General features: G+C 61.8%; 21 protein-coding genes. 10 read left to right on the top strand and 11 right to left on the bottom strand.

What is annotated here, in order from left to right:
* Nucleotides 1–88: 88 nt before the first annotated feature.
* Entirely contained in the window at nucleotides 89–1267 is a 1179-nt protein-coding gene (locus AC3RCJ_RS08835; protein WP_492964728.1) for a PAS domain-containing sensor histidine kinase, read from the top strand.
* A 49-nt stretch (nucleotides 1268–1316) separates the two neighbouring features.
* On the opposite strand, the gene AC3RCJ_RS08830 is transcribed toward AC3RCJ_RS08835, so the two are convergent.
* The 3 genes from AC3RCJ_RS08830 to AC3RCJ_RS08820 form a co-directional block, all read right to left on the bottom strand.
* Nucleotides 1317–2315 carry a porin gene (locus AC3RCJ_RS08830; protein ID WP_492964729.1) on the bottom strand — a complete coding sequence of 333 codons (999 nt, stop codon included), beginning with the start codon at nucleotides 2313–2315 and terminating at the stop codon, nucleotides 1317–1319.
* Between the two features lie 195 nt (nucleotides 2316–2510).
* The gene (locus AC3RCJ_RS08825; protein WP_492964731.1) at nucleotides 2511–3161 is read right to left on the bottom strand and encodes a class I SAM-dependent methyltransferase; all 651 of its coding nucleotides are present in this window, start codon (nucleotides 3159–3161) and stop codon (nucleotides 2511–2513) included.
* A gap of 60 nt (nucleotides 3162–3221) precedes the next feature.
* A complete protein-coding gene (locus tag AC3RCJ_RS08820; protein ID WP_034751505.1) occupies nucleotides 3222–4163 on the bottom strand; it encodes a CysB family HTH-type transcriptional regulator in 942 nt (313 codons plus the stop codon).
* A 154-nt stretch (nucleotides 4164–4317) separates the two neighbouring features.
* Here AC3RCJ_RS08820 and AC3RCJ_RS08815 point away from each other — a divergent pair, with 154 nt between their 5' ends.
* The 8 genes from AC3RCJ_RS08815 (at nucleotide 4318) to AC3RCJ_RS08780 (ending at nucleotide 12092) form a co-directional block, all read left to right on the top strand.
* Entirely contained in the window at nucleotides 4318–5091 is a 774-nt protein-coding gene (locus AC3RCJ_RS08815; protein WP_492964732.1) for a sulfite exporter TauE/SafE family protein, read from the top strand.
* A gap of 81 nt (nucleotides 5092–5172) precedes the next feature.
* Complete coding sequence (locus AC3RCJ_RS08810; RefSeq protein ID WP_492964733.1) at nucleotides 5173–6861, top strand: nitrite/sulfite reductase; 1689 nt, start codon at nucleotides 5173–5175, stop codon at nucleotides 6859–6861.
* On the top strand, nucleotides 6854–7414 hold the full coding sequence (locus AC3RCJ_RS08805) for a DUF934 domain-containing protein (protein WP_492964734.1): 561 nt from the start codon (nucleotides 6854–6856) through the stop codon (nucleotides 7412–7414). Before AC3RCJ_RS08810 ends, AC3RCJ_RS08805 begins: the two co-directional genes overlap by 8 nt.
* Before the next feature lie 9 nt (nucleotides 7415–7423).
* Complete coding sequence (locus AC3RCJ_RS08800) at nucleotides 7424–8140, top strand: phosphoadenylyl-sulfate reductase (protein WP_492964735.1); 717 nt, start codon at nucleotides 7424–7426, stop codon at nucleotides 8138–8140.
* Between the two features lie 30 nt (nucleotides 8141–8170).
* On the top strand, nucleotides 8171–9082 hold the full coding sequence (cysD, locus tag AC3RCJ_RS08795) for a sulfate adenylyltransferase subunit CysD (protein WP_492964736.1): 912 nt from the start codon (nucleotides 8171–8173) through the stop codon (nucleotides 9080–9082).
* The gene (locus AC3RCJ_RS08790; RefSeq protein ID WP_492964737.1) at nucleotides 9082–10398 is read left to right on the top strand and encodes a sulfate adenylyltransferase subunit 1; all 1317 of its coding nucleotides are present in this window, start codon (nucleotides 9082–9084) and stop codon (nucleotides 10396–10398) included. The genes cysD and AC3RCJ_RS08790 overlap by 1 nt, the downstream gene beginning before the upstream one ends.
* A gap of 28 nt (nucleotides 10399–10426) precedes the next feature.
* The gene (gene cobA / locus AC3RCJ_RS08785) at nucleotides 10427–11191 is read left to right on the top strand and encodes a uroporphyrinogen-III C-methyltransferase (protein ID WP_492964738.1); all 765 of its coding nucleotides are present in this window, start codon (nucleotides 10427–10429) and stop codon (nucleotides 11189–11191) included.
* A 250-nt stretch (nucleotides 11192–11441) separates the two neighbouring features.
* Nucleotides 11442–12092, top strand: a complete 651-nt coding sequence (locus AC3RCJ_RS08780; protein WP_492964739.1) for a hypothetical protein — start codon at nucleotides 11442–11444, stop codon at nucleotides 12090–12092.
* Here AC3RCJ_RS08780 and AC3RCJ_RS08775 read toward each other — a convergent pair.
* From AC3RCJ_RS08775 to lptF, 4 genes are read right to left on the bottom strand one after another with little or no spacing between them, the layout of a single operon-like run.
* Nucleotides 12089–13069, bottom strand: coding sequence for a Stealth CR1 domain-containing protein (locus tag AC3RCJ_RS08775; RefSeq protein WP_492964740.1), 981 nt, complete (start codon nucleotides 13067–13069; stop codon nucleotides 12089–12091). The two genes, AC3RCJ_RS08780 and AC3RCJ_RS08775, sit on opposite strands and share 4 nt — an antisense overlap.
* The gene (locus tag AC3RCJ_RS08770; RefSeq protein WP_492964741.1) at nucleotides 13066–13473 is read right to left on the bottom strand and encodes a sirohydrochlorin chelatase; all 408 of its coding nucleotides are present in this window, start codon (nucleotides 13471–13473) and stop codon (nucleotides 13066–13068) included. The genes AC3RCJ_RS08775 and AC3RCJ_RS08770 overlap by 4 nt, the downstream gene beginning before the upstream one ends.
* The gene (gene lptG / locus AC3RCJ_RS08765) at nucleotides 13473–14642 is read right to left on the bottom strand and encodes an LPS export ABC transporter permease LptG (RefSeq protein ID WP_492964743.1); all 1170 of its coding nucleotides are present in this window, start codon (nucleotides 14640–14642) and stop codon (nucleotides 13473–13475) included. Before lptG ends, AC3RCJ_RS08770 begins: the two co-directional genes overlap by 1 nt.
* Nucleotides 14639–15784: an LPS export ABC transporter permease LptF gene (gene lptF / locus AC3RCJ_RS08760; RefSeq protein WP_492964744.1), complete on the bottom strand. Its 1146-nt coding sequence runs from the start codon at nucleotides 15782–15784 to the stop codon at nucleotides 14639–14641. Before lptF ends, lptG begins: the two co-directional genes overlap by 4 nt.
* Nucleotides 15785–15851: 67 nt before the next feature.
* On the opposite strand from lptF, the gene AC3RCJ_RS08755 reads away from it, so the two are divergent.
* Nucleotides 15852–17345 carry a leucyl aminopeptidase gene (locus tag AC3RCJ_RS08755; RefSeq protein ID WP_492964745.1) on the top strand — a complete coding sequence of 498 codons (1494 nt, stop codon included), beginning with the start codon at nucleotides 15852–15854 and terminating at the stop codon, nucleotides 17343–17345.
* A gap of 186 nt (nucleotides 17346–17531) precedes the next feature.
* On the opposite strand, the gene AC3RCJ_RS08750 is transcribed toward AC3RCJ_RS08755, so the two are convergent.
* The 4 genes from AC3RCJ_RS08750 to AC3RCJ_RS08735 are packed head-to-tail and all read right to left on the bottom strand — an operon-like array spanning nucleotide 17532 to nucleotide 19162.
* On the bottom strand, nucleotides 17532–18062 hold the full coding sequence (locus tag AC3RCJ_RS08750) for a hypothetical protein (RefSeq protein ID WP_492964746.1): 531 nt from the start codon (nucleotides 18060–18062) through the stop codon (nucleotides 17532–17534).
* 11 nt (nucleotides 18063–18073) lie between these two features.
* A complete protein-coding gene (locus AC3RCJ_RS08745) occupies nucleotides 18074–18550 on the bottom strand; it encodes a CreA family protein (RefSeq protein WP_492964747.1) in 477 nt (158 codons plus the stop codon).
* Nucleotides 18551–18585: 35 nt separating this feature from the next.
* A complete protein-coding gene (locus AC3RCJ_RS08740) occupies nucleotides 18586–18774 on the bottom strand; it encodes a DUF1653 domain-containing protein (RefSeq protein WP_065306721.1) in 189 nt (62 codons plus the stop codon).
* Between the two features lie 10 nt (nucleotides 18775–18784).
* A complete protein-coding gene (locus AC3RCJ_RS08735; protein WP_492964748.1) occupies nucleotides 18785–19162 on the bottom strand; it encodes a phiTE_015 family protein in 378 nt (125 codons plus the stop codon).
* Between the last annotated feature and the right edge of the window lie 425 nt (nucleotides 19163–19587).

Genomic DNA, 19587 nt, shown 5'->3' with positions numbered 1-19587 from the left:
CGCGCCGCGCCAACTGGCTTAGGCTGCATCAAGTCCTGTCCGCTTTCACCCTGACCGCCTTCTTCGATACATTCGCAAGGAGAGATACATGCCCGACCGAGGCAACTCCGGCCTGCTGCGCATCCTGCCATGGGGCATGGCGGCGGCCATCATGCTGTGCCTGCTGCCCCCGCTGAAGGCAGGCCGACAGCGCCAGGCGCGGGGCCAGGCCATCATCGACAGCGCCAGCGAAGCCATCATCAGCATCGACCACCGGCAACGGATACTGCGCGCCAATGGCGCCGCCGCCAGCCTGTTCGGCAGCACGCCGGCGGCCATGCGCGGCATGCATCTCGGTCATTTCATCCTGCGCGACTTGCGCAGCCTGGGCAGCCACGAAGGGGAACCTCCGCTGATCGACATCAGCCAGGAACTGCGCCTGACGGGCCGCCGCGCCACGGACTACACCTTGACTGGCCGGCGCAGCGATGGCGCCATGTTTCCACTCGAAGGCTCCCTCTCCACCATGCTGGAAAATGGCCAGCCGGTATTTACCATCATCGTGCGCGACATCACCACGCGCAAACAGGTGCATGAACAGCTGGCCCGCTCCTTTTCCCAACTGCGCGAACTGTCAAGCGCCTTGCAAACCATACGCGAAGAGGAGCGCAAGCATATCGCGCGCGAACTGCATGACGACCTGGGGCAATTGCTGGCCACCTTGCGGGTCGACCTGACCCTGGTGCGCCAGCATGCGGACACGACCGCCTCGCTGCAATCGCTGCTGCAGAGCATGGATAGCTTGCTGGTGACGGCCATCACGTCGCTGCGCCGCATTGCCAGCAACCTGCGTCCGCGCGCACTCGATGAAGGCGGCCTGTATTTCGCGCTGCAAAAGCTGCGCCATGATTTCCTGGCGCGCCGCGCCGTGCATTTCGAGCTGCTGGCCGACGAAGCGGACCTGGTCCTCGACGATGCCCGCAGCACGGCCATCTACCGCATCGTGCAGGAAGCGCTGACGAATATCGCGCGCCATGCCGAAGCGAGCCATATCACCATCGCCCTGCACCGCATCGACTCTTCGCTGGCGATCACGATCCAGGACGACGGCAGGGGCATCGCCGAGGACGACCTGGCCAAGGCCACGGCCCTCGGCTTGCTGGGCATGCGCGAACGGGTGTGGGGCTTGAACGGCAGCATCCATATCGGTGCCGATAGCGAACTGGGGGGCACCCGCATCGAAATCTCGCTGCCCATGCATGCGGCGGCGGAAACGGCCACGCCATAAAAAAAGGCGCTCCGTGGAGCGCCCCGTTCACATCCGGTACTGGCCGTGCTTAGAACTTGTGCGTCATGCCCAGCTGGTACATCGATTTTTCGCTGAACTGATCGCGGCCACCATAAACGTACACGGCAGTGCGCTTCGACAGCGGGTAGTCGTAGCCCAGGCCGTAGGCCTTGGCCGTTTCCTTGCCGCTCACGGTGCTGCTGTCTTGCTTCTGCTTCACGTAGCTGACCTTGATGGCGCCACCGCCGATGTCATAGGCCAGGCCCAGCAGGTAGCTCTTGAATTCGCCGGTAACGGCGGCATCGGTATCTGCCTTCGAGTAATCGAAGGTGACCTTGGCCGGGCCAAATTTGTAGCCGCCGCCAACGATCCACAGTTTTGGCTCAGCCGCTGCATTGGCAGCGGACTGCACTTTCTTCTGGTAGCCGGCGTGGGCGCTGGCTGGGCCCTGGTCATACGTGGCGACCACGCTGAAGCCCGAATCCGCATCCTTGATTTCGCTGGCGACGTATTGGCCGCTGACAACGAAACCGCTGAACGATGGGCTGTTGTAGGTCACGGCATTGCTGACGCGCGATACGCCCACCACCGATGCGCTTGGAATGACTTGCGGGCCGTTCGGCGACTGGCCGCCGCGCATGACTGGCTCGTTGATCTTGCCGATGACGCCATAGGTGTTGAATGGATCGACGCGGGCCAGGGTGCCGTCGATCAGGTCCTTGGTGCGGCCCAGGTAGACGGTACCGAAATCACCGGTCAAGCCCACCCATGCCTGGCGGTCGAACAGGGTATTGGCAGTCGCTTGCGCACCGGTATCAGCCTTGAATTCGCTCTCCAGGTTGAAGATGGCTTTCAGGCCGTTGCCCAAATCTTCCGTGCCCTTGAAGCCAATGCGCGAAGCCTGGTTTTCACGTTCCAGCAGCGCACCGCCGGTGGTCTTGGCAATACCCAGGTCGACTACGCCGTAGACGGTGACGTTCGATTGTGCTTGCGCCGTCGCTGCCGCGAAGGTGCCGATGATCAATGCTGCCAGAGTAATTTTTTTCACTTGAGAATCTCTACATTAGGTTGGACAAGATGAGTTGCTGCCGAGCTGCTTAGCTGCTGAACCGAATCATGCCCACGAAATACTTCAACAATATGACATCGACAAGATGTTGCTTTTTAGCACAATATCGTGTCACATAAAAACAACAGGCGAAAAAAAACCGCCCGAAGGCGGCTATTGACCGGCAACAAGCCATTATTTCAGGCGGCAGCTCAGCAGCCAGTAGTGTTCCAGGCGCTTCATGCGGATTTCACGGGCCGAGTGGGCAAACTTCTTGCGCAGGTGACTATCCGATGGGAAATTCTTCAGCACTTCATAGCGCTCGCCCCCATCCGTCGTGCGGAACTGGTGGGTATTGCCTTCCAGGTCGGTGCGCGCGATCACGGTGCTGCTGCCATCGACATAGGAATTGTCGATCAGCACCAGCAGGATGTCCTTGCCCAGCTTGCTGCGCAATTGCTTCAGGTATTTGTCCTGGTCTTCGCGCTTGACGTGCGACCACCAGAAGCCGGCGAACACGGCCGTGAACTTGCCCAGCAGGTCATCGGGCAGGTTGAAGGCGTCGAGCTTGGCGAAGGTGACGTTGTCGGGCAGGCCGCGGGCCTGGGCCAGCGCCAGCATTTCATCGTTGATATCGGTGGCCAGCACGGACTCGGCCGACTCGGCGACCACTTCCGTCCAGTAGCCGGTGCCGCAGGCCAGTTCCAGCACGGTGTGGCCTTCCAGCACGTCGGCGACCTTGTCGCGCAACACTTCCAGGTCTTCCTGGCGCTCGGGCTTGTCATAGACGCGCTCGTACTGCTGCGCGATGGTGGCGTAATATTTGGCAAGCTGATCGGTAATCATGTGTTTCTTCTCTTCTAAATAATCTGGGCCAGGCACATCGCCCGCCCGTGTCCTGCATGGTTATAGTTCGTAGTGCTCTTTATCACCGCTCATCGCCTGCTCGATGAGCTTGCGGTTCAGGGTCGGCGTCAGCAACTCGATAAAGGTATAAATATAGCTGCGCAAATAGGCGCCCTGCTTGACGGCCACGCGCGACACATTCATGCCGAACAGGTGCCCGACAGGGATGGCGCGCAAGCCTTTGTCGCGCTCGGCATCGAAGGCCATACCCGCTATGATACCAATCCCCATGCCCAACTCGACATAAGTCTTGATCACGTCGGCGTCGATGGCCTCCAGCAGGATGTCCGGCTTGAGGCCGCGCAACACGAAAGCGTGGTCGATCTTGTTGCGTCCGGCAAACGCGCTGTCATAGGTAATCAGGGGGAAGGCGGCGATTTCTTCCAGGGTCACAGACTTCGATTTGAGCAGCGGATGGTCGACCGGCACCACCACCACGTGCTCCCATTGATAACAAGGCAAGGTGATCAGGCCATCGATGGCGGCGATCGATTCGGTGGCGATGGCCAGGTCCGCCTGGTCGCGCTGCACCATCTCGGCGATCTGGCGCGGGTTGCCTTGCAACAAAGATAGGCGTACCTTGGGGAACTTCAACATGAATGCCTGCACCACCTTGGGCAAGGTGTAGCGCGCCTGCGTATGCGTGGTGGCGATGGTGAAGCTGCCGCTGTCCTGTGCCGCGAATTCCTTGCCGATGCGCTTCATGCTGTCGATTTCCTGCATGATCAGTTCGACCGATTCCAGCACCAGGCGGCCCGGCTCCGTCAGGCCACGGATGCGCTTGCCGTGGCGCGTAAAGATATCCACGCCCAGCTCTTCTTCCAGCTCGATGATGGCTTTCGACACGCCCGGTTGCGACGTAAACAAGGCCTTGGCGGCGTCCGTCAGGTTGTAATTCTGACGGACCGCTTCGCGCACGAAGCGCAATTGATGGAGATTCATTGCTGGTTTTGCCCTAGAAATTTGCCGGTGTTCCACCCTACCCATGATTTTGCATGCATGCATATACGCATATCGCATATAAGCAAATGCGTACTTAGTAGTTTGGAATAAACACTAAGTTTATTACTATTGCGAGTACTTTGGGGGTGCAAGCATGACTTTGTCTTATATAGTCTCAGGATTTGCCGTAGGATTACTGGTAGGAATGACCGGCGTGGGCGGCGGTTCGCTGATGACGCCGCTGTTAACCTTGCTGTTTGGCGTACCGCCCTCCGTGGCCGTGGGCACCGACCTGGCGTTCGCCTCGATCACCAAGAGCGCCGGCACCCTGACGCACCGCCTGCGCGGCACCATCCGCTGGGATATCGTCAAGCGCCTGTGCATCGGCGCCCTGCCTGCCGCCGTGGTATCCACGCTGGCGTTGAAATCGTTCGGTACGCTGTCGCCGGAAATCGGCCAGATCATCCGCTATTCGATCGCCGGTTCGGTGCTGCTGACCGTTGTCGCGCTCGTCTTCAAGAGCCGCATGCTGGCGTGGATCAATGCCCACCCTGAAAAACAATTGCAAGGCAACAAGCTTGCCGCCGCCACCATTCTTTCCGGCGCCGTGCTGGGCACCCTGGTCACGATCTCGTCCATCGGCGCTGGCGCCATCGGCGCCACCCTGCTGGTGATGCTGTATCCGCGCATGAGCTCGGCCGAAGTGGCCGGCACCGACATCGCCTACGCCGTGCCCCTGACGGCCATCGCCGCCCTGGGCCACTGGTGGCTCGGCTCCATCCACTGGGAATTGCTCGCCTCCCTGCTGGTCGGCTCCCTGCCCGGCATCACCATCGGCTCGTGGGTGGCCCGCTCCGTGCCGGAAAAGTTTTTACGGGTACTGCTGGCGATGACCTTGACCGGCGTGGCAGTGAAGCTAATCTATTAATTACCGAACAAGTGACAAGAGCAGTATCAAGAACATCATCCCAGGCAGTCTTCCAGCACCCCGGCTTTTTTAGGAATTGATATGTACCATTACGATCAGTACGACCACCTCATCATCAAAGAACGCATCGCCCAGTACCGAGACCAGGTTGCGCGCCGTATCGCCAATGAACTGACGGAAGAGGAATTCATTCCGCTGCGCCTGCAAAACGGCCTGTACATGCAACGCCACGCCTACATGCTGCGCATCGCCGTGCCCTACGGCTTGCTGTCGTCCAAGCAGATGCGCATGTTCGCGCACATCGCGCGCAAGTATGACCGCGGCTATGGCCATTTCACCACGCGCCAGAACATCCAGTTCAACTGGATTGAGCTGGAACAAACGCCCGATATCCTGACGGACCTGGCTTCCGTGGAAATGCACGCGATCCAGACGTCCGGCAACTGTATCCGTAATACAACATCGGACCCGTACGCCGGTGTCGCCGCCGATGAAATCATCGATCCGCGCCCGTACGCGGAAGTGCTGCGCCAGTGGAGCACCTTCCACCCCGAGTTCATCGCCCTGCCGCGTAAATTCAAGGTCGCCATCAATGGCGCCGAGGAAGACCGCGCCGCCATCGCCGTGCACGACATCGGCTTGACGGCCGTGCGTAACGAAGCCGGCGAAGTGGGCTTCAAGGTGATGGCGGGCGGCGGCATGGGCCGCACGCCTATCCTGGGCAGCGTCGTGCGCGACTTCCTGCCATGGCAGCATTTGCTGACGTATATCCAGGCCATCATGCGCGTGTACAACCTGCACGGCCGCCGCGACAACAAATACAAGGCGCGCATCAAGATCTTGCTGAAAGCCATCGGCGTGGAAGAATTCACGCGCCAGGTGGAAGCGGAGTGGGTCGATTTGAAGGATGGTCCGGAAACCTTGACGGCCGAGGAAATGCAGCGCGTGGCGGACTTCTTCAATCCGCCCGCCTACCTGGCCCTGCCGGAACTCGACTACCAGGCCGAACACGCGGACAACAAGGCCTATGTGAACTGGCTGGCGCGCAACGTCAAGCCGCACCAGCGTCCCGGCTACGTGGCCGTGGTGCTGTCCTTGAAGAAAACCGGCGTGCCGCCGGGCGACGCGACGGCCGAGCAGATCGACTTCGTGGCCGACCTGGCCGAGCGCTACAGCTTTGGCGAACTGCGCGTGACGCACGAGCAAAACCTGGTGCTGGCCGACGTGGAGCAGTCGAAACTGTTCAAGCTGTGGCAGGAAGCCAAGGCGCACGGCCTGGCCACGCCGAATATCGGCTTGCTGACCGACATGATCTGCTGCCCCGGCGGCGATTTCTGCTCGCTGGCGAACGCCAAGTCGCTGCCGATCGCGGCCGCCATCGCCGAGCGCTTCGACAGCATCGACTTCCAGCACGATATCGGCGAGATCGAACTGAATATTTCCGGCTGCATCAATGCCTGCGGCCACCATCACGTGGGCAGCATCGGCATCCTCGGCGTCGACAAGGATGGCAGCGAATGGTATCAAGTGTCGATCGGCGGCGCGCAAGGCAACAACGCCGCCATCGGCAAGATCATCGGACCATCGTTCTCCTCGCTGCAGATGCCTGAAGTGATCGCCCGCCTGCTGCACGTCTACGTGCGCGACCGCCATGAAGGCGAGCGCTTCGTCGACACGGCCCAGCGCCTGGGCCTGGCGCCGTTCAAGGAACATGTCTATGCAACGCCGATCACCGTCGGCAACCTGGTGGGAGAAGACGAATATGTTTGAAGTACGCGAAGAAATCATCAAGAACGCCGCCGTGGTGCCAAATGCCTGGGGCTTGCTGCGCCTCGATGAGAGCGACACGCCGGAAACGGTCGTCGTGCCCGCCGGCAAGGTCATCGTGCCGCTGCCCGTGTGGCAAGCCCAGCGCGACACCCTGGCCGCCCGCCTGCCCGACATCGGCGTGTGGCTGGCCAGCGACGAGCGGCCGGAAGAACTGGCGGCCGACGTGGACGTGCTGCCCGTCATCGGCGTGGATTTCCCGAAATTCACGGATGGCCGCGGCTATTCCATCGCGTTCAACCTGCGCGCCCGCCTGGGTTTCCGTGGGGAATTGCGCGCCATCGGCGACGTACTGCGCGACCAATTATTCTCGATGCACAGGGTCGGCTTCGACGCGTATGCGACGCGCCCGGACCGCAGCATCCATGACGCCCTGAAAGGTTTGTCCGTTTTTTCGGAAACCTACCAGGCCTCGTGGGACCAGAAAACCCCGCTGTTCCGCCGCCACCACCGCGAAGGCCAGAATCCTGACCTCGACAACGCGGCCGGCATCTGAGGACCTATCATGAGCGATCTGACCTCTTTGATTGACGCCACCGAGCAAACGCTGACACGCATCGCCGCGGAATTTTCGCCGGCCGTGTTCGCGTCCAGCCTGGCAGCCGAAGACATGGTGCTGACTGACATGATTCTCAAGGCGAAGCTGCCCATCGGCATCTTTTCCCTGGAAACGGGACGGCTGCACCAGGAAACCCTGGCCGTGCTCGACAAGGTCAAGGCCCGTTACGACCACGATATCACCCTGTACCGCCCGCAGCCGGAAGCGGTGGCGGCCTACGTGGAACAGAATGGCCTCAACGCCTTCTACAACAGCGTCGAGATGCGCCGCGAATGCTGCCGCATCCGCAAGGTCGAGCCGCTGGGCCGCGCCCTGGCCGGCAACAAGGCCTGGGTGACCGGACAACGCCGCGCGCAGTCCACCACGCGCGCGGAATTGCACGTGCAGGAAGAGGACGCGGCGCACGCGATGACGAAATTCAATCCGCTGGCCGACTGGTCCGAGCAGGATGTGTGGGACTATCTCCGTGCCAACGACGTGCCCTACAACGCGCTGCACGACCAGGGCTACCCGTCCATCGGCTGCGAACCGTGCACGCGGGCCGTGCAGCCGGGCGAAGACGTGCGCGCCGGACGCTGGTGGTGGGAGAATCCCGATTCCAAGGAATGCGGCCTGCACATGGTCGATGGTAAGTTGATCCGCATCAAATCCGTGGCAGCCTGAACAGACACACAGAACAAGAAAGCACCCCATATGAGCAATATTTTGAATCAGCGTCACCTCGACAGCCTTGAATCGGAAGCCATCCACATCATGCGCGAAGTGGCGGCCGAATCGGCCAACCCCGCGCTGCTGTTTTCCGGCGGCAAGGATTCCGTCGTCCTGCTGCGTTTGGCCGAAAAAGCCTTCCGCCCAGGCAAGTTCCCGTTTCCCCTCGTGCATATCGACACCGGTCACAACTTCCCGGAAGTCATCACTTTCCGTGACAAAAAAGTAGCGCAGCTGGGCGAGCGCCTGATCGTCGGCTCCGTGGAAGACTCGATCCAGCGCGGCACCGTGCGCCTGCGCAACCCGGCCACGGATTCGCGCAACGCGGCGCAAGCCGTGACCTTGCTGGAAACCATCGCCGAACACGGTTTTGACGCCTGCATCGGCGGCGCCCGCCGCGATGAAGAGAAGGCCCGCGCCAAGGAACGCATCTTTTCCTTCCGCGACGAGTTCGGCGCCTGGGACCCGAAGGCCCAGCGTCCCGAGCTGTGGGACTTGTATAACACGCGCGTCCATCCCGGTGAAAACATGCGCGTCTTCCCCATCTCGAACTGGACGGAGCTGGACGTGTGGCAATACATCGCCCGCGAACAACTGGAATTGCCGCCGATCTACTTCGCGCACGAGCGCCAGGTGATCCCGCGCAACGGCCTGCTGGTGCCGCTGACGGACCTGACGCCGCCGCGCGACGGCGAAACGGTGGAAACGCAAGTCGTGCGCTTCCGCACGGTGGGCGACATTTCATGCACCTGCCCCGTCTCGTCCGATGCGGCGACGGTGGACGCCATCATCGCCGAGACGGCAATCACGCAAATCACGGAGCGGGGCGCCACCCGCATGGATGACCAGACTTCCGAAGCCTCGATGGAAAAACGCAAGAAAGCAGGGTATTTCTAATGAACGCAGCAATCTCCAGCACCACTCTCACCGACAGCGTCGAACGCGGCATGTTGCGTTTTATCACGGCCGGTTCCGTCGATGACGGCAAGAGCACCCTGATCGGCCGTTTGCTGTTCGACAGCAAGGGCATCTTCGCCGACCAGCTCGACGCCATGTCGCGCTCCAAGCACAAGCGCACGGTGGGCGACACGGTCGACCTGTCCTTGCTGACGGACGGCCTGGAAGCGGAACGCGAGCAAGGCATCACCATCGACGTGGCCTACCGCTACTTTGCCACGCCAAAGCGCAAGTTCATCATCGCCGACACGCCGGGCCACGAGCAGTACACGCGCAATATGGTCACGGGCGCGTCCACGGCCGACGCCGTCATCATCCTGATCGACGTGTCGAAGGTCAAACTCGGTGACGATGGCAGCGTGGAACTGTTGATCCAGACCAAGCGCCATTCGACGATTGCCCATTTGCTGCAGATCGAGCACGTGGTCGTGGCCGTCAACAAGATGGATCTGGTCGACTACGATGAGACGGTGTATAACCGCATCGTCGCCGCCTACCGCACATTCGCCCAGTCGCTGGGCCTGAAGGACATCACGCCGATTCCATTGTCGGCCTTGACGGGCGACAACGTCGTCGAGCGCGGCGACAAGCTGGGCTGGTACACGGGCCCGACCCTGATCGAGCTGCTGGAGTCCTTGTCCGTCTACGACGAATCGCACGACACGCCATTCCGCTTCCCGGTGCAGCTGGTGGCGCGCCACAATGGCCACGAAGCGAACGACTTCCGCGGCTACATGGGCCGCATCGAGGCGGGCAAGGTCAGCATCGGCGACACCCTGGTGGTGCAGCCGTCGGGCCAGACGGCCACCGTCAAGGATATCGTCACCCTGGACGGCTCGCTGCCGACGGCCGTGGTGGGCCAGTCCGTGACCCTGCTGCTGAATGAATATCTGGATATTTCGCGCGGCGACTTGCTGGCCAGCAGCGAGCGCCCCGCCACCCTGCTGAAACAGGTGGTGGCCGACGTGTGCTGGCTGTCCGAAGACGCGCTGGACCTGCGCCGCAAGTACTGGATCAAGCATGGCACGAAACAGACGGCGGCCAAGGTGACGGCGATCGACTCCATCCTCGACATCAATACGCAGCAGCGCCATCCGGCCGAAGGCTTGAAGCTCAACGACATTGCCCGCATCAGCCTGAACGTGCAGCAGGCGCTGGCGGCCGACGCGTATGCCGATATCCGCGCCACCGGTGCATTCATCCTGATCGATGAAGTGACCCACCAGACCGTTGCCGCAGGCATGGTCCGACTCTAACCCCGCTTCGTCCAGGAAAGGCAGCCACATGAACAGCTCCCCATCTCTCCCCGGCAAGGTCTACCTGGTCGGCGCCGGCCCCGGCGCGCAAGACCTGATGACCTTGCGCGGCGCCCGCCTGCTGGCGCAGGCCGACGTCGTGCTGCACGACGCGCTGGTGACAAGCGAGATGCTGGAGCTGTGCCCGCAGGCGCAAAAAATTCTGGTCGGCAAGCGCTGCGGCCAGCTGTCGACGGCGCAAGCCTTTATTAACAAGCAACTGGTCGACCATGCCCGCAAGCACGCCATCGTCGTGCGCCTGAAAGGGGGCGACCCCATGCTGTTCGGCCGCGCCGACGAAGAGTTGCGGGCGCTGGAAGAAGCGGGCATCGCCGTGGAAGTGGTGCCCGGCATTACCACGGCCCTGGCGGCGGCGGCCGCCACACAGCAGCCGCTGACCAAGCGCGGCGTGTCGCGCAGCGTCGCCTTCTTTACGTCCAGCACGGCGCCGGGCGAACCGGAGCAGACGCGCATCCCGGACTGCGATACCCTGGTGCAATACATGGGCGGGCGCGAAGCCATCGCCACGGCGCAGCGCCTGCTGGCCCTGGGCCGCCGCGCCGATACCCCCGTGGTGGTGATTGAAAACTGCAGCCGCCCCGACCAGCGCATCGTGCGCCTGACGCTGGGCGCCCTGGCGCAGGGCCTGGGCGACACCCATGGTCCCGTGCTGGTGATGCTGGGCGAGGCCATGGCCGCGCGTGCGTACCAGGCCATCGCAGAAACGGCCGCCATGCTGGTGCGCCATGCCTGAATAAATACACCGTATTTTACCGACTCTAAAGTCAGTAACTGACGTCTTCAGAGAAAACATGATACGATGCTCACGCATCTTTTCTCGAGAAGTTGTTGCGTGATAGCAATAAAATCACACTACACCCCGCCATAATAGCGCTTGCCGCGCGGTCTTCCGGCTGACGGAAGCCATCCGGCGATCTCCCCGAAAAAAGCTGCGCCCGCTGGCTGCAATACCGCGCCGCGCAACTTTAGCCTTACGACCACACATGAATTTCACCTCCATGCGCGAAGCACTGACTTCGCTCAGCCGCAGCAATGTCGGCGTCGCCAGCGCTGTACTGTTCAGCATGCTCGCGTCCATCGCCCTGTGGACGATATTTCCCGACATCGACGATGAAAACCATCTGCTGGAATGGCTGCAGGCACTGTTCCTGGCCCTGGCCTGCAGCGTGCATTTTGTCGCGGCATGGAAAATGGATGAGCGCCAGTCGCTGCGCTTCCTCATGCATGCGGGCCTGGCCGCGCTGATGTTCGGTTTCCTGCTGCGCGAACTCGATATCGACCAGTTCGGCACGGACCCGGTCTGGGCACAGATCGAAAAAGCCCTGCGCGTGGGAGAGCTGCTGATCCTGATACGCCTGCTGATTTTCTTCGCGCCGCGGGCGCGCAAGGTATTCGCCCATGCGCCGCAGATTTTCAGCATGCGCATCACCATCCTCACCGCCATCGGCGGCTTGCTGATGGTGGCCGGCTGGCCCTTCGACAAGAAAGTCTTCCATGGCATGCCGGACGCGTACGCGCTGCTGGGCGAAGAGGTGCTGGAACTGGGCGCCTATTTGCTGCTGTTCCTCGCTTCGCTGTCCGACAGCACGGCCGCCGCCCGCATCAGCCTGGCGCAAAAAAAGAAATCGGCTTAAGCGTTTTCAAATGAAGATGGCAGCGGCAGCAGCCGCTGCAAGGTGGCGGCCACGCGCAGCAGGCGCGGGTCGTCATCGTCGGCCTCGTCGCAGGTATCATTGATGCAGAAGAAAGGCAGACGGCCAAAGCGCGCCTGCAATTGCGCCAGCTGCCGCGGCGCGGCGCCGTCGCCACTGGCGATGTGCAGGGGGTCGAGCACCTGCTGGCGCGCATATCCCATGTACACCATCCAGCGCGGCACCAGGTCCGGCAACAGGGCCGGCACCTGCCATGAACGGAACACCGTCGTGCGCACCTGCGCAAACATCTCGGGCGCCAGCGCTTCGAGTTCCAGCAAGGCGCTTTTCAGCATGGGCCGCGGCGCATGCGCATACAGGCGCGGCTCATGCACATAGTCGGCATAGCGCATCGACAGCCAGCGCCTGGACAAGGCGGCGCAATTGACGGGCGCCGCCACGTCGGCGCGCAAGCCATCGCCATCCTCCAGTTGTGCGCTTTCCATGAACACGTTCAGGCAGCGCCCCTCCCCCTGGCCAAACCACAGCGCCGGATCGAAGGGCGCGCCAAAAAACACGTCGTCGTTCAGGTACAGGAAACGCTCGGACAAGCCGGGAATATGGTGCAGGTACGATTCGATATGACCTGAATCAAAGACGGGCAAGGCTGCGGCGGGCATCAGGCTGCGGTGGTCGACCACCGTCAGGCGCGGCGAGGCGCGCAGCCAGGCCGGCACCTGCCGGTCCGTCAGCAGGTAGACATGGCCATGCCCGGGAAAGAAGCGTTCCAGCGCCCGCAGGTTGTAGCGCAGCTCGCCGTTATCGCGGTAGCGTCCCGCCACATTGCCATGCAGGGCCAGTTGGCCCGGATGCGCCGCGTCCCACGCGGCATACGCCTGCCGCCGGCGCGCGCGCCAGGCGGGATCGGCGCCGTCGACCCACAGGTAGACGATGTCGATGGCGGCGGCGCTGCCGTTCAAGGCCGGGAAATGGATGCTGGCGCGGCCACGCAGTAATCGGCGATGGCGGCCAGCACGCTGGCGCTCTCGCCCACCGCCTCGACCACGTTCAGGCGCAACTGCGGATGCTGCTGGCGCAGTTCGTCCAGCAACAGGGGCAAGTCGCGCAGCACATGCCCGCCCTGCCCCAGGAAAACCGGCACCACGGTCACGTCCAGCGTGGCGCCGGCGGGCAAGTCCGCCAGCAGGGTCTGCACCAGGTCGGGCAGGCGCGGCGTCATCAGCTCCAGGAAGGCCAGGTGCACGCGGGTGGCGGGCATGCGCGCCTGGGTCAGCTCGCGCAGCCGCTCGAAAGGGGCGGCCCACGATGCGGCGCGCGCGCCATGGGCAAACAAGATCAGTGCCTGTTTCACGTTCGTCTCCATCAGTGCCGCTCCACCCACCACAGGGCACCCAGCGCCAGCAGCAGGTACAGGGCGCTTGGCGCCACGGCCGTCAGGAAGGCCGGCCAGGTGCTGAGCAGGCCCAGGTGCGAGAACAGGGTGTTGACCAGCATGAAGCTGACGCCGATCATGATGCCGATGAAGATCTTCAGGCTGATGCCGCCGCTGCGCGTGTGCATGTAGGCGAACGGCAGCGCCAGCGCCATCAGCACGAAAATGGCCAGCGGATCGATCAGCTTTTTCCAGAAGGCGATGCGGAAGCGTTCCGTCTCCTGCTTGTTCTCGGCCAGGTGGCGCGTGTACACGGCCAGTTCGCTGGCCGACATGCGCTCGGGATCGGAGGCCGATACCGTCAGGATCTTGGGTGTCACCTCGGATACCATGTCCTTGCTCGCGCTCCGCACGGTATGCACCAGGCTCGTTTCCTGTCCATAGTAGTTTTCCAGCTTCGGCTCATAGCCGGGCGTGGTGGCGACGCTGTTCGAGAACGACGTTTCCGTGACGTCCGTCAGGCGCCAGGTATTATTGCCCTGATAAGTGGCACTATTGGCCACGGTCAAGGTACGCAGGCGCATCGTGGTGTCAAATTCATACAGCTTGACGTTTTTCAGCTGGCCATCCGGACGCGCTTCACCGACATTGAAGAAGCGCGAGCCGGTGACGGTGCCCGTCAGGCCCTCGCTCTTGACCATGTCCTTGGTCCACAGCCCGGAGCGGAATTCGCTCGACACGGCAGCACCGCGCGAGGTCAGCTTGAGGCGCTCGGCCAGCGGTTCCGTGCGCGGCGTGATCAATTCGCCAAAGATAAAGGTAATGACGACGAAGACGATACCGATACGGAACAGGAAACCGGCCGCCATCGCCGTCGACATGCTCGACGCGCGCATGATGGTGAATTCGGAACTGGCGGCAAACTGCGCCATCGTGTAGATGGTGCCGATCAGGGCCGCGATCGGCATCACTTCATATACGTGGCCCGGCACCAGCACCAGCACGTACAGGAACGCGTACTGGATGCTGTAGCCGTTCTTGCCCACCTTGGGCAGTTCGCCCGTGAGGTCGATGAAGGCCTGCAGTGCCAGGAAGGCCAGCAGGACGAAGAACACCGCCTGGAATATCGAAACGGCGAAATAGCGCTGCAGGATCTTCATTTCGTGACCGCTTTACTTGTGTTGCCGGCGCGGCGCGCGCGCTTGAAGGACGCCAGCAGGACCAGCGGATGGTAGCGGTGGTTGACATTCAGGCGCCAGGCAAACAGCGCCACCACGGCCAGCGCGGCCAGCAGGTGCAGCGGCCACCAGGCGACGCCAAAACTCAGGCGTCCCTGTTTCACGCTGGCCTCGACCACCTTGATCAGGTTGCTGTAGGTGAAGAAGATCAGCAGGGCCACGATCAGGTTGGCCGAACTGCCGGCGCGCGGATTGACAAAGCCCAGCGGGATGGCCAGCAGGATCAGCATCAGGCCGATCAGCGGCGCGCTGACCCGCCACAGCAGTTCAGCCATGGTGTAGGGATTCGGCTCGGCGATCAGCGCCATGGTGCTCATGGCGCGCACGCCCAGGTCCGCGCCCAGGTCCTGCTGCTTGCTCTCGATGCGCATGATGTACTGTTCGAATTCCATGGTCTGGAAGTCGGCCTGCGTCGGCGTGCCCTGGTAGCGGCGGCCGCTCTTGAGGACCAGGAAGCGCTCGCCGCGGGCATCCGTGTTGATCACGCCTTCCTTGGCGACGACGACGACGGCGCTGCCTTTTGCATCGACGGTGTTGACGAACACGTTCTGCACCACGTTTTTCTCGCCGCTGACGCCTTCGACGAAGAAGATGCGGTTGCTGCCGGCCGATTCGCGGAACTGGCCTGGCGTGACCTTCTGCAGGTCTTCGCGCTTTTCGAAGCGCGCCACGTATTCATCGCTCTTCTTCTGCGCCCATGGCGTGGCATACAGGCTCAGGATGGCCGTCGCCAGCACCAGCGGCAGGCCAAAACTGAGTACGGGCCAGATCCAGCGCGACAGGCTCAGGCCGGAAGCGAACCACACCACCATTTCCGATTCCTTGTAGCTGCGCGTGACCACCATCAGCACGGAGATGAAACCGGTGAGTATGAGGATGGTGGGCAGCTGCATCAGCGCGGAAAAAACCATCAGCGACATGACGTCGGACGATGCGATCTTGCCGCCCGCCGCCTTGCCGAGAATACCGATCAGCATCCAGGTGAGCAGGATGCTGAACAAAACAGTGAAGGTGGCCCCGGCGGCACTAGCCAATTCACGTCGAAGGGCGCGTTGAAAGATCATTCGGAGTTTATAATTCGGGTCAGTTAGTTGAGTAACACGTTACTAGTAAATGAAAACGGAGAACCAAATGGACTTTAGCATAAAAGCATTCGATACCAAGAGCACCCTCGGCACGGCCAAAAGCGGATGCATCGCGGTTGCGGTATTCGAAAACAAAAAACTGTCGCCAGCGGCAAAATCGCTGGACAGCAAGGGTGCGATTTCGGCTGCGCTGAAGTCCGGCGACATCAGCGGCAAGCCTGGCAGCACCTTGCTGCTGCGCGCCATCGATGGCGTCAATGCCGAGCGCGTCCTGCTCGTCGGCATGGGCAGCGAAGAAGCCATCAGCGAAAAAAGCTTCACAACCGGCGTACAAGCCGCACTGAAGGCCTTCGGCTCGCTGGGCGCCGCGGACGCCATTATCGCATTACCGCTGACGGAAGTGAAAGAGCGCGACGTAAATTGGGCGATCCGTTGCGTGGTGCAGGCTGCACACGACAGCGAATACCGTTGCGACTCGCAAAAAAGCAAGAAAGACCCGGCGCCAGCGGGCGTGCGCAAGATCGTCCTGTCGGCTCCCGCAACGGCAGCCACGCGCGGCGCGCTGGCGCAAGCCATCGCCATTGCCAACGGTTCCGACCTGACGCGCAACCTGGGCGACCTGCCTGCCAATATCGCCAATCCGACCTACCTGGCCAACACGGCCAAGCAGCTGGCCAAGGATTACAAGTTTGAAGTCGAAGTACTCGACCGCAAACAGCTCGAAGCGCTGAAAATGGGCAGCTTCCTGTCCGTCACCAACGGCAGCGAACAGCCGCCGAAGTTCATCGTCCTGAAACACATGGGCGGCAAGGCCAAGGATGCCCCGGTGGTATTGGTCGGCAAGGGCATCACCTTCGACACGGGCGGCATCTCGCTCAAGGCCGGCCCCGGCATGGATGAAATGAAGTACGACATGTGCGGCGCCGCCTCGGTGCTGGGCACCTTCCGCGCCATCGGCGAAATGAACCTGAAGCTGAACGTGATCGGCATCGTCGCCGCCTGCGAAAACATGCCATCGGGCCGCGCCACCAAGCCGGGCGACATCGTCACCTCCATGAACGGCCTGACCATCGAAGTGCTCAACACCGACGCCGAAGGCCGCCTGGTGCTGTGCGACGCGCTGACCTATGCCGAACGCTTCAAGCCGGCAGCCGTGGTCGATGTCGCCACGCTGACGGGCGCTTGCGTCGTCGCGCTGGGCCACCACAACAGCGGCCTGTTTACGCGCAGCGACGCCGCGCATGACCAGTTGGCCAATGAACTGCTGGCAGCCGGCAAGCAGACCAGCGACACCGCATGGCGCATGCCGATCGAAGAGGCGTACAACGAGCAGCTGAAATCGAACTTCGCCGACCTGGCCAACATCGGCACGCCGGGCGGCGGCTCCGTGACGGCGGCGGCCTTCCTGGAAAACTTCACCAGGAAATACACCTGGGCGCATCTGGACATCGCCGGCACGGCATGGAAATCGGGCGGCTCGAAGGGCGCGACCGGTCGTCCCGTGCCTTTGCTGACGACGTTCCTGATCAACCGGGTATAAGAGAACGCCAGACCAAACCTGCTGCGCGGGGCTAGTGGCGGCCGGCGATGCTCGCTGTACATAAAGTACAGCTGCGCTTCTCGGCCACCACTAGCTCCCGCTCGCTACGGTTTTGTCAGGCGTCGTCACGCAAGAAGACAGCCGCCATGGTCACTGACCCTGGCGGCTTTTTTATTTGCATTTGAATCAGTAGACGACGGGATTGGGCAAGGGCGATGGCGCCACCTTCGGCTGCACCACCGTTTCCGGCACGGCCGCCGCTGGCGGCGGCGCGGAAACCGGCGCCGGCGGCGGCGCCAGGCGCGCGGGATCTTGCATGACAATGGTCAAGGTCGACGGATAATCAAAGCCGGCGCCCGTGTTGCGGTCGACGAAATAGCCGACGCCCAGGGTCAGGATGACATTGCCCCAGACGCTGCCATTGAGCTTGGGATCGATGCTGTCGTCCGTCGCGATGGCGGGCGAACCTTGCTTCCTGCAGTCGACCTTCAGGGGCGCGCGGCTCTTGCGGATGGTGATGCGGCCAGGCGTGGTGACGAACCACTTGCCCACGTCATTGCTGATGATGCAGCCGGCGCCAGTCAGTTCGCGGTTGTCCTGGATGGTCTGCACCAGCACCATCTGGTCGGTCGAACCGGTCATGGTGGCGCAGCCGCCCAGGCCAAGCAGCAGCAGCGCCTTGGCGGCACGGATGGCGGCGGAACGGGAGCCACGCATGGGAAGCAGGCCTAACGGACGGGAATCGGCTGCTCGCCGGGCACGGCGACGGCCGTGACGCTGTTCTTCGGACTGCCCTCGATCAGGCGGTCGGAATACACGAGGTAGACCAGCGCATTGCGCTTGCTGTCGACCATGCGCACGACGCGCACATGCTTGAAGAAGATCGAGGCGCGCTCGGTAAACACCTCTTCCTGGCGCGGCAGCTTGCCCTTGAACTGCAGCGGCCCCACCTGGCGGCAAGCCACGGCGGCATCGGCCTTGTCTTCGGCCAGGCCGACGGCGCCCTTGATGCCGCCCGTCTTGGCGCGCGACAGATAGCAGCTGACGCCGGCCACGCGGGGATCGTCGTAGGCTTCGACAACGATCTTGTGGTCAGGGCCGATCAGTTTGAACACCGTGTCGACGGAGCCGATGGTTTCGGCATGCGCCGTGGCGCCCAGACAGAATACCGAGGGAAGCAAGGCGGCAGCCAGCAATTTACGCATGAAATGAATATCCCGGGCACGCACGCAGGCGGCTCTCAGTTGATAGGAGCAAAACGCTGGACCATGACGCCCTCGACCTCGATCAGCTGAAAGAACACGTCTTTCGGCCGGGTCCAGATCGAGCCGTCGGCGGCACGGTAGACGATCATCGGCGTCAGGTCCGATTCGAGTGTGGCTTCGCACACCAGTTCGTAAATGCCGCCCTTGTAGTGCCGATAACGCATTGCCGTCCCCTCAAGCCGTGGAGTCTTCGCTCTTGTCGTCGGCCAGCGCCTTCTGCTTCATCTTCAGGCCCTGGATCACTTTCAAAATGCCTTCCATGCCGGCCGCGCCATCGGCGCTGCTGAAGGCGTCGAGCACTTCATTGAGTACCTTGTTGCGCACGGTCGCCTCATCGGAGGAAATCTCCAGGGCGCGCTGCGCATTGGCCTTGGCGGCCTTTTCGGCGGCGCTCAAGCGCGGCTTCGCAGCCGTCTTGCCATGCGTCAGAGCAGCCTGCCAGATCACCCAGCGGCGCTGGGTCTCGAAAATCAGGTACTCGTCCGGTTTGTCTTCTCTTCGCCGCACAATGTGGCCGTCACGCTGCGCCCACGCTTCAAATGCAGTTCGCATTTTCTTCCTTTGCAAATGCTACGCGCAAGTCTCACTATTAAAACTGCAACATTTCAAAATAGTACCATCTATTGATGACGCAAAACAGTCTCATAGATATAGTACTGCAATTTATATAACAAGACTGGCGGCGCCAAGGACAGATTCTACGATCCGCCTGTGGCGCAGTGGTCATGTAATTCGGAATAGCAATTACAACTGATTCCTACTTGGTTGGTATCCTGGCTGTAGCAAGGCTGTGTGACACAGTTGTTACATTGTGCCATTTTAGTAGTTTTTATCGCGTTTTAGCGAGAAACTTTACACCTTTGTCGCGTTAAAGCGCGATACGCAGCCTGCCTTGCCAGCTACTTATGCCAAATCAAACATAGGCATTGATCAATCATACACAAAAACATAATATTCATGCGCCACGATTGGTTAAA

The organism is Janthinobacterium sp. GW822-FHT07H11, from assembly GCF_058798615.1.
The sequence above is the reverse complement of the archived record's forward strand: the minus strand, read 5'-3'. Positions and strand labels throughout refer to the sequence as shown.